Source organism: Janthinobacterium sp. Ant5-2-1, assembly GCF_001445815.1.
Classification (GTDB): domain Bacteria; phylum Pseudomonadota; class Gammaproteobacteria; order Burkholderiales; family Burkholderiaceae_D; genus Janthinobacterium; species Janthinobacterium lividum_E.
In genome coordinates, this window is sequence record NZ_LNCE01000047.1 from 229,869 (window position 1) to 235,868 (window position 6,000).

The following is a 6,000-nucleotide window of genomic DNA, read 5'->3' on the forward strand; positions in this document are numbered from 1 at the left end:
CGGGTCTGACCCCGCATTCATTACTTCGCTGTCGCCGCCACCGGCGTCGCCTTCACATCCGCGGCATACGGCAAGACCTTGGACGCCAGGCGGGTGTCGGCCTTGATCAGCGCCACTTCATCGGCCAGGATGCGCGCCGCTTCGTTCAGCAGCACGTCCTTGGCGCTCTTGGCCGCCGTTTCGGCGTCCAGCTCGGCGCTCAGGGCCCGTTCGTCACCCTGCAAGCCGTCATCGGTGCGCAAGGCGCCCTTCACGGCGGCGATCTGCTTGGCCGTCTTGCTTGCCGCTTTCGCGCCCTTCAGCACGTCCTTCGGATCGGGAATCACCACCAGGTCGTCGGCAGGATTCGAAATCTGCGCGATCAGGCGTTTTTCACGGGCCTTGGCGCGCGCTTCCTGCGCATCGCGCTCCTTGCGGCGCACGGTTTCATTGAGCGAAATCTGGTTTTCCTTGCGCTGCTTGACGACGAGAGCGATGTCATCGAGCAGGTACTGGAAATCCTTGTCCTTGGCCACGCGCGCTTCATGCTTCTTGTCCAGCAGCGGCACGATATCCTTCAGGTCGCCCGTCGGCATGTACGGCGCCGGCTTGATGGCCACCCATGGCAGGGCATTGTCATAGCTCGATTCGCCGAAGTTTTCCGTATCCGACATGGCTGGCAGCTTGATGTCGGGGGTGACGCCGCGCAACTGCGTGGTGCCGCCATTGATGCGGAAGAACTGGGCGATGGTCATTTTCAGCTCGCCGAAGCGGGCTTTCTCGCTGCCGCCGAAACGGTCCAGGTTGAACAAGGTTTGTACGGTACCCTTGCCGAAGCTGCCTTCGCCGATGATGACGCCACGGCCGTAATCCTGCACGGCGGCGGCGAAAATTTCGGAAGCCGAGGCCGAGCCGCGGTTGATCAGCACGCCCATCGGACCATCCCAGGCCAGGCCCGTATTGGTATCGCTTTCCACGTCGACCTTGCCTTCGGCATTGCGCTGCATCACGACAGGACCCTTGTCGATGAACAGGCCCGTCAGTTCGACGGCTTCGTTCAACGAACCGCCGCCGTTATTGCGCAAGTCGATCAGGACGTTGTCGACCTTGTCCTTCTTCAACTCGGCCAGTAAACGGCTGACGTCGCGCGTGGCGCTTTTAAAGTCTTTGTCACCACGGCGGCGCGCTTCGAAGTCCTGGTAGAACGTCGGCAGGGCAATGACGCCGATGCGGCGCTTGACGCCGTTGTCGCGCACTTCGATGATCGATTTCTTCGCTGCCTGCTCTTCCATGCTGATTTTCTTGCGCACCAGCGGCAGGACGACGTGCTTGGCGTCGGGGCCGGCATCGGCCGGCAGGATGTCGAGGCGCACGACGGAATCCTTGGCGCCGCGGATCAATTGAACCACGTCGTCAATGCGCATGCCCAGCACTTCGGTGATGGGGCCGCTTTCGCCCTGCCCCACGCCGACGATGCGGTCGCCCACTTTCAGCTTGCCCGACAGGCCGGCCGGACTGCCCGGCACGACTTCGCGCACGACCGTGTATTCGTCGCGCGTCTGCAGCACGGCGCCGATGCCTTCGAGCGACAACCGCATGGCGATGTCGAAGTTATCGGAAGCGCGCGGGCCCAGGTAATTGGTGTGCGGTTCGATCGACATGGCGTAGGCGTTCATGAAAATCTGGAACACGTCTTCGCTGTTGAGCTTGCGCGCACGGGTCGTGTAGCTTTCGTAGCGCTTGTCCAGGGTCTCGCGGATGGCCTTGTCTTCCTTGCCCGCCAGTTTCAGCCGCAGCCAGTCGTTCTTGACGCGCTTGCGCCACAGGTCGCGCACTTCCTCGTCATTCTTCGGCCAGGCGGCCTTTTCGCGGTCGATCTGGTAGCTCTCGTCGGCGGCAAAGTCGAACTTGGTTTTCAACAATTCACGGGCATACGCCATGCGCTCGTCGAAACGCTGCTGGTACAAGTTATAGATGGCAAACGGCGACGTCAGATCTTCATTGATGATGGCGTCGTCGAGCTTGGTGCGCAGCGGGGCGAAACGGTCGATGTCGGCTTGCACGAAAAACAGTTTTTCCGCGTCCAGGGACTTAAAGTATCGGTCGAAGATTTTCTCGGACATGGCGTCGTCGAGCGGCATGGCCTTGTAATGGACGCGCGTCAATACGCGCGATGCCCACAAGGCGGCCTGCGTTTGCTGGGCCAGCGGCTTCATGGGGGGCGGAGGAGCGGCGCTCTTGTCCGTCTGGGCTGCGCCAGCGTTGGCTGACAGGGCAAGCACCAGGGTGACCAGCATCATTTGCTTCTTCATCGGCTTCTCCGAAAATTAGTTGAATCAATTCCAGGCGGCGCAGCTATTCATGCGCCAGCCAGCAAGACAGTAAGGGGAATACACGACTGGTCTGCATATTATTCTACAGGATACGGCCTGGCAGTCTCCCAAGGAATATCAGTTTCTTCCCGGAAGCTTAAACGCGGATTAAGGACGGCGCCTCATTCATTACAAAGTGAAACATTCGTGACAAAAATTGCATCGCCTTTTAGCGATGAGTGCCAAAACGCATCATTGAAAACAAAAAAGTCAATGAGTCGCTTTTGCAATCCTTGATATGGATGATGTTTTTACGCGAAATATTAATTCCTGCGTGAAACACTTAGTAACAAAAGGCAAGCAACATGCTATCATCGCGCCCTGAAATCCAGCTTGCCTGTGCGCGGCTCCCACAGCCGGCGCGCCTCCGTTTCAGCAGTATCCCCACCAGATCCCCTCCCCGCGTGTCATGTCATGACCAGGAATGGCCGAGCTGATTACCCTTTGCCAGACTCAAACTATGCCTACAATTTCGTTCTCCCCCCGCCACTGGAGTGTCGGCGGCAAGATTACCGTGTTCACGTTTGCCCTCGTCAGCCTGATCCTCGCCAGCCTGACGACCTTGATCAGCATCCGCACCTCAACTGCCCTGGAACAGCGCGCCGAAGCGGCCGTCACCAGCGAACTCAATAGCGTCATGACGACCACGCAAGTGTTCCATACGGCCATGGTCAACGAGGCGGCCAGCTTCGCGCGCCTGTTCGCGGCCGAATTTCCCGGCCCGTTCACGGTCGACACGGGTGCCATGGTGGCCGTCGCCGGCAAGGCCACGCCGGCGCTGGCCAACGGCGGCAAGGTGCTCAACCTCGACACAGCCCTGGTCGACCGCTACACGGCCCAGACGGGCGTGATCGCCACCATTTTTGCCGCCAATGGCGATGAATTCGTGCGCATCAGCACCTCGCTGAAAAAGCAGGATGGCGAACGGGCCATCGGCACCCAGCTCGACCACAACCACCCCAGCTATGCGCCGCTGCGCGCGGGCCAGCGCTTCGTTGGCATGGCCACCTTGTTTGGCAAGCAATACATTACGCAATACGATCCCGTGCGCGACGCGGGCGGCAAGGTGGTCGGCGTACTGTTCATCGGCCTGGACATCAGCAAGAATCTGGCCATGCTGAAAGAGAAGATTCGCCAGGTCAAGATCGGCCAGACGGGCTACATTTATATCGTCGACACGGCCCCCGGCGCCAACTACGGCCACCTGGTGCTGCACCCGAACAGCGAAGGCAAGAGCGCGCTCGAGTTCAAGGCCAGCGACGGCCGATTGTTCATCCAGGACATGCTGGCGCAAAAAGACGGCGCCATGCGCTACACGTGGACGGCGCCCGGTGAAACGGCTGCCAGCGCGCGCGAAAAGCAGCTGTATTACCGTCAATTCAAGGATTGGCAATGGATCATCGCGGGCGGCACGTTCACGGACGAGATCACGGCGGAAGCGCGCCAGATGCGCAACCAGCTGGCCGTTTCCGGCTTCATCGCCCTGCTCGTCTTCGCCCTGCTGCTGTACTGGCTCGTGCGCACCCTCGTGTCGCGCCCGCTGGCCGCCGCCGAAACGGCCGCCGCGCAAATCGCCGCCGGCGACCTGACGGTGCACCTCGACACCAGCAGCCTGGATGAAATCGGCCGCCTGCTGCTGGCCATGAACCGCATCAGCGACAACCTGTCGCAAGTGGTCGGCAACGTGCGCGGCAGCGCCGGGCAAATCGCCACGGCGTCCGGTGAAATCGCCAGCGGCAACCTGGACCTGTCGAGCCGCACGGAACAGCAAGCCAGTTCGCTGGAAGAAACGGCCGCATCGATGGAGGAACTGAGTTCCACCGTGCGCCAGAACGTCGATCACGCGCAGCAGGCAAGCCGGCTGGCGCACGACTCATCCAGCCTGGCAGCGACAGGCGGCGCGGCCGTGGCACAGGTGGCCAGCACCATGGACGCCATCCGCAGCTCGTCAAGCAAGATCGCCGACATCATCGGCGTCATCGACGGCATCGCCTTCCAGACGAATATCCTGGCCTTGAACGCGGCCGTGGAAGCGGCCAGGGCCGGCGAGCAGGGACGCGGCTTTGCCGTCGTCGCCACCGAGGTGCGCACCCTGGCGCAGCGCTCGACGGCGGCGGCAAAAGACATCAAGGACCTGATCCAGGCGTCGGCCAGCACGGTGGACCTGGGCCACGCCCAGGTGAGCCAGGCCAGCGTCACCATGGACACCGTCGTGGCCAGCGTGCAGCAAGTGAGCACCATCATGGCCGAAATCGCGCAGGCCAGCGAAGAGCAGCGCAGCGGCATCGAGCAAGTCAACCAGGCCATCGCCCAGATGGACCAGGTGACCCAGCAGAACGCGGCCCTCGTGGAAGAAGCGGCCGCGGCCGCCGACGCCTTGCAGGAGCAGGCGCAGGAGCTGAACCAGGTGGTGAGCGTATTCAAGCTGTAAAGCGGGGCCGGTGCTAAGATGGCGCAAATCACCTTGCCAGGAGACGCGATGCACGACGACTATGTTTTGATTGCCCGGCTGATGATCCCCACGGATGCGCACGTCATCCGCGGCTGCCTGGCAGCGGCCGGCATCGACGTGCTGCTGACGGACGACCAGCACATGCAGGCCGACATGCTGCTGGCGGCCGCCATCGGCGGCGCCCGCGTGATGGTGCGCGAGCACGACGTGGCGCGCGCCAATGACATCCTGGCCGCCTTCGAGCGGGGCGACCTGGCGCTGTCGGACGATGCCGACGTGGGCGCGCCCGTCGCCGATTAAGTACACCTATCAAAACCTACTGCGCATCGTAATTTGCGGTCTGCGATGCTCACTGTACCTTCGTACAGTTGCGCTTCTTAATCACAACTTCCTTCCGCTCGCTACGGTTTTGCTAGGCGTTGTAAATCAGGCATAGAAACAGCGCCCGCAAGCCTGGCGGTAACTCTCGTTGCCGCCTATGCTGATCTGCTCGCCTTCCTTGATGCGGCGGCCCTGCTCATCCACGCGGATGTTCATCGTGGCCTTCTTGCCGCAAGTACAAATATTCTTCAATTCCTCGATATCGTCGGCCAGCGCCAGCAGGTAGGCCGAGCCGGGGAACGGTTCGCCCTTGAAATCCGTACGCAAGCCGTAGCAGATGACGGGCACGCCCTTCACTTGCGCCAGCTGGTGCAGCTGCTGCACCTGGGCCGTGCTGAGAAATTGCGCCTCGTCCACCAGCAAACAAGCCACCTGGGGAATATCGTCGAGGAAATTCGTGTAGGCATGGAAGATATCGACCTGGCGCTGCGGGCCCAGGCGCGACGTGACACGTCCCACGCCGTAGCGGCTGTCGATGGCGGCCGTGTACAGGCGCACCTGCTGGCCCTGCTCTTCATAGTTGTGCGCGACCTGCAACAAGGCCGTCGACTTGCCCGCGTTCATCGCGGAATACCGGAAATAAAGTTTTGCCACTGCCGCCTGCCCTGTCTGAGTAATTTCAATACTATTTAGTATCTTTTCGAGGCGTGATTATAAATCGCAATGGCGGGCTTGCGGCAGCTTAATAGTCGCGCCATTGGCGCGGCAAGCGGGATAAAAACGGCGCATACTCGCATCGCGAACCTTGTTGCCGATATGCGAAGCGCGCATATGCAAGCATATAAACATTCGTTCGCCGCACTCGTCCACCCGCCT

Annotated in this window: 4 protein-coding genes; 2 read left to right on the forward strand and 2 right to left on the reverse strand. The window is 61.2% G+C overall.

Features of this window, described 5'->3' with window-relative positions:
* Window positions 1–20 precede the first annotated feature (20 nt).
* Window positions 21–2,291, reverse strand: coding sequence for a carboxy terminal-processing peptidase (locus ASN89_RS16265; RefSeq protein WP_046684159.1), 2,271 nt, complete (start codon window positions 2,289–2,291; stop codon window positions 21–23).
* Window positions 2,292–2,811: 520 nt separating this feature from the next.
* Between ASN89_RS16265 and ASN89_RS16270 the strand changes: the two genes are divergently transcribed.
* Window positions 2,812–4,782 (forward strand): methyl-accepting chemotaxis protein, encoded by a 1,971-nt coding sequence (locus ASN89_RS16270; RefSeq protein ID WP_058049994.1) that lies wholly within the window; start codon window positions 2,812–2,814, stop codon window positions 4,780–4,782.
* A 48-nt stretch (window positions 4,783–4,830) separates the two neighbouring features.
* Window positions 4,831–5,103, forward strand: coding sequence for a putative signal transducing protein (locus ASN89_RS16275; RefSeq protein WP_034755175.1), 273 nt, complete (start codon window positions 4,831–4,833; stop codon window positions 5,101–5,103).
* 126 nt (window positions 5,104–5,229) lie between these two features.
* Here the strand turns inward: ASN89_RS16275 and ASN89_RS16280 are convergent, their stop codons facing one another.
* Complete coding sequence (locus ASN89_RS16280; RefSeq protein ID WP_058049995.1) at window positions 5,230–5,778, reverse strand: thymidine kinase; 549 nt, start codon at window positions 5,776–5,778, stop codon at window positions 5,230–5,232.
* Window positions 5,779–6,000 lie beyond the last annotated feature (222 nt).

What these genes read in the sequence shown, in the direction of transcription:
- ASN89_RS16265 (WP_046684159.1), bottom strand. Translation starts at nt 2,291, where the DNA reads ATGAAGAAGCAAATGATGCTGGTCACCCTGGTGCTTGCCCTGTCAGCC.
- ASN89_RS16270 (WP_058049994.1), top strand. Translation starts at nt 2,812, where the DNA reads ATGCCTACAATTTCGTTCTCCCCCCGCCACTGGAGTGTCGGCGGCAAG.
- ASN89_RS16275 (WP_034755175.1), top strand. Translation starts at nt 4,831, where the DNA reads ATGCACGACGACTATGTTTTGATTGCCCGGCTGATGATCCCCACGGAT.